Consider the following 3003-nt stretch of genomic DNA (forward strand, 5'->3'; position numbering starts at 1 on the left):
TCATATTGACAAGAAACATCAAGAAGTTTATCTACTAATTCATCTCCAAGCCAACAATCTATTAGATATTTGCCATAACTTGGTGTAAACGAGTAAATATCTTTATCAATCGCATTAATCATATTTTCCAATTCTTTTTGTACATTATGTAATGCACCATCAGGAAGAGAAGTCTTCCTACATTCAAAAGGTTGCGCTAATATTCTTTTTACATCATCAAGTATATTCACACAACAACTTTTTACTGTTTCTTTTCTACTTACCATATTAAACGATAATGTTCGGCGAATAATCGTCCTTTAGGGAGATTGATACGCTTGTTATCTGCCTTTATTCGCTTTGATAAGTTTCAACTACATACAAATCAACATTAGGATAATCATTTGAAACTGTCTCTATAATTGCTTTTACATCATCCCATTTTAATCCTCCTAATCCAGCACCGATTGCAGGTAAGGCTATTGCCGTTACATTATCACCACTGGCTAACTCAAGCATCTGTATCAGTGCCTTTTCGATATACTCTATTTTAGCTCGTGTTCGCCACGTTGCTTGAGTACCAAGGTTATATATATGTCCATTGCCATAATCATAATCAAAAACATCACCGGGGCAAAACTTATTTTCTTTGCACAACTGCTTATATTCAAGATACATATCTGGATATTTGCTTTTGAACTGTACGGCAATGCCTTTACCCATTGCACCGGCACAATTACAACCATGCGCATAACTGCTCACTCCATCAATACGGAATATGTCGCCTTTTTCAATATACCTAATCATTGTTTTTTTCTTTTTTATTGTTAATTATTCTGGGCAGATAATGTCCAGTGGATAATCGACCTTTAAGGGAAATTATCCGTTTGTTAGTCGCTTTATTCTGCAATATAAGTTTCCAAATATTGAATACCGTTGTAACTGTCTAATTCATCCACAAATTTTTTAGGTGTTTCATATGAATCATAATTTTTCTTCTTAATAAAGATTTTCTGATTCCTTTTGTTGTCCTTGAAACCATTGGGTATATAGCACACAATACAATTTGATGGCTTTATGTGGTATTCATCAATATCGGACTCAATATACCAGTCAAGGACAAGTTTGTTATCAATCATCATTCTAACAAGATTAAAAGGATTTTCGGGTTCATCCTTAATTTCCACAGTTAGAAATTCTGGATAGTAATACTTTATATTAATGTCTTTACAGAACTGACAGCGATGTTCCGGATTTGGGCGTTTCTTTGTACGACTTTCTTTGTAATCTCGTATTTCTTTCATGTATTCATCTTGATTGAAATACTCCATAAATTCTTCCCGACTTTTATCGGTTGTGCCAATCCAAATCATATATTCTAATCCAGCATTAGACCCTTGTACACCTTCAGGCGACAGTTCAAACTCAAACGTACCAAGATAAGTCATGGTTGTGGCATTCTCTGCCTTCTTAGGAGATATACCCTCACGACAATTATAGCAGATAACAGCATTTGCCATTGTAATATTTTTATCAGCCATCGACAGACTTATCTTTTGGGTATCAGCAGGAATAAGGTTAAGTAATCCTGCCAAGCCGTCAGATGTGAATTTCATAATAAGAAAATCCTCATCATAGTTCATTACACCAAGCTCCTTACAGAACTGGCAACGAAGTTCCTTATTGTCTTCATCATAATCTTTCCACCATTGACGGAAAGCCGATTGATCCATATATTTCTCAACGTCAGCTTCGGAATCGAATTGACCGACCCATATCATTATCTTACTCATTTTCTTTTTTTATTTTTCAAGCGACTAATGGGATGCAGCTTGCCGCCGTTAGGTGGCACAGGTGCTTGTTACCCACGTAATTTATTTTTTGTCTTTTCGATTTATTTGTATATCACTTATTTCTGATTTGCCGCCAAAACAGCGTAATTCTTCCACATTCGGATTATCTAATACTGCATATACAGATTTTTTTGTCATACTTTTAACGCCTAACATATTTACTTTTCTCAAATTTTTAGCATTTACAAGACTTGTAATATCAACCAACTTATTTAACGTGTCAATATAAACTTCGGTCAATTTGTTTAGATTGGATAAGTTTGGTATCTTAGTAATATTGGCTAACAAAATCAACTCAAGTCTTTCAAGTCCCGTGAGTGTGCTAACGAATGAAATATCATCCAATTTAGATATTCTAATAAGTCTTAGTTGGCGCAAAGTCCTAAAATCACTCAAAACCGTCAAGTCTATTTTTGAACCGTCACACCACCAAATGGACAAGTCATTAATAGGCGTTTGTTTTAAGAAAGACAAATCCTTGTTCTTGACAGCCCTTAATTCCAACTTTTTCAATTGACTTAGTCCTACGATAGATTCAAGATTCTTATCTAATTTCCCGAGAAAGAGGGATTGGAGATTTTTGAATCGTACAAGCCATTGGCAATCAAACACAGGTTTGCCATTCTTCAAAATCGCATCTATATACAAATGCTCCAACTGGCTTGACAGCGTTTTGACAAAAGAAAAATCCCTTAAATCATAAATATCTAATGTCAATGATTTTAGATTTGACAAACTTGAAAGAATAGATAAGCCAGTATTCTTATATTCAAAATCGCCTATTACGATATTTTGTACATCAGGAACAAATCGCAGGAAATCCAGATTCCAACCATTGAAATCATCTCCATATCCAAATTTTTTGTCAGCTCCTCCATATACACGAAAAGAAATATCAGGACGTAATATAAATAAGCGATTCAATTTTTCGAGAACAGTATTAGGAATATAATCGCTTATTTGAACTCTCTTGATAAGTTTTTCCTCGCTTATTTGATGAATTATGGATTCAGTTACATCTTCAGCCATGTAACCATCTTCGGGATGTCTTGGAATTCTTCCAAAACTGCGAGGGGTAAATATTTCAATTTGTGTTCTAAACATATCTTTACTACGTGGGTAATGTTCGGCAGCTAATCGCCATTTTGGGCGATTGAGGTGTATGTTATAG

General features: G+C 34.7%; 4 protein-coding genes. All 4 read right to left on the bottom strand.

Annotated elements, in window-relative coordinates; all coding sequences use genetic code 11:
- A partial coding sequence (locus ABUA47_RS22145; RefSeq protein ID WP_349832058.1) for a hypothetical protein occupies positions 1-230 on the bottom strand: 230 nt, incomplete at its 3' end.
- A gap of 100 nt (positions 231-330) precedes the next feature.
- Positions 331-786, bottom strand: coding sequence for a macro domain-containing protein (locus tag ABUA47_RS22150; protein WP_004319182.1), 456 nt, complete (start codon positions 784-786; stop codon positions 331-333).
- A 92-nt stretch (positions 787-878) separates the two neighbouring features.
- The gene (locus tag ABUA47_RS22155; RefSeq protein WP_004319190.1) at positions 879-1772 is read right to left on the bottom strand and encodes an immunity 22 family protein; all 894 of its coding nucleotides are present in this window, start codon (positions 1770-1772) and stop codon (positions 879-881) included.
- Positions 1773-1853: 81 nt separating this feature from the next.
- Positions 1854-3003 (bottom strand): hypothetical protein (locus ABUA47_RS22160; protein ID WP_349832060.1); only part of this gene is annotated, 1150 nt, incomplete at its 5' end.

Source organism: Bacteroides sp. RTP31139st1_H2_RTP31139_211217, assembly GCF_040227615.1.
Classification (GTDB): domain Bacteria; phylum Bacteroidota; class Bacteroidia; order Bacteroidales; family Bacteroidaceae; genus Bacteroides; species Bacteroides uniformis.

Coding starts and splice junctions, on each gene's coding strand:
- ABUA47_RS22150 (WP_004319182.1), bottom strand. CDS start 786: ATGATTAGGTATATTGAAAAAGGCGACATATTCCGTATTGATGGAGTG.
- ABUA47_RS22155 (WP_004319190.1), bottom strand. CDS start 1,772: ATGAGTAAGATAATGATATGGGTCGGTCAATTCGATTCCGAAGCTGAC.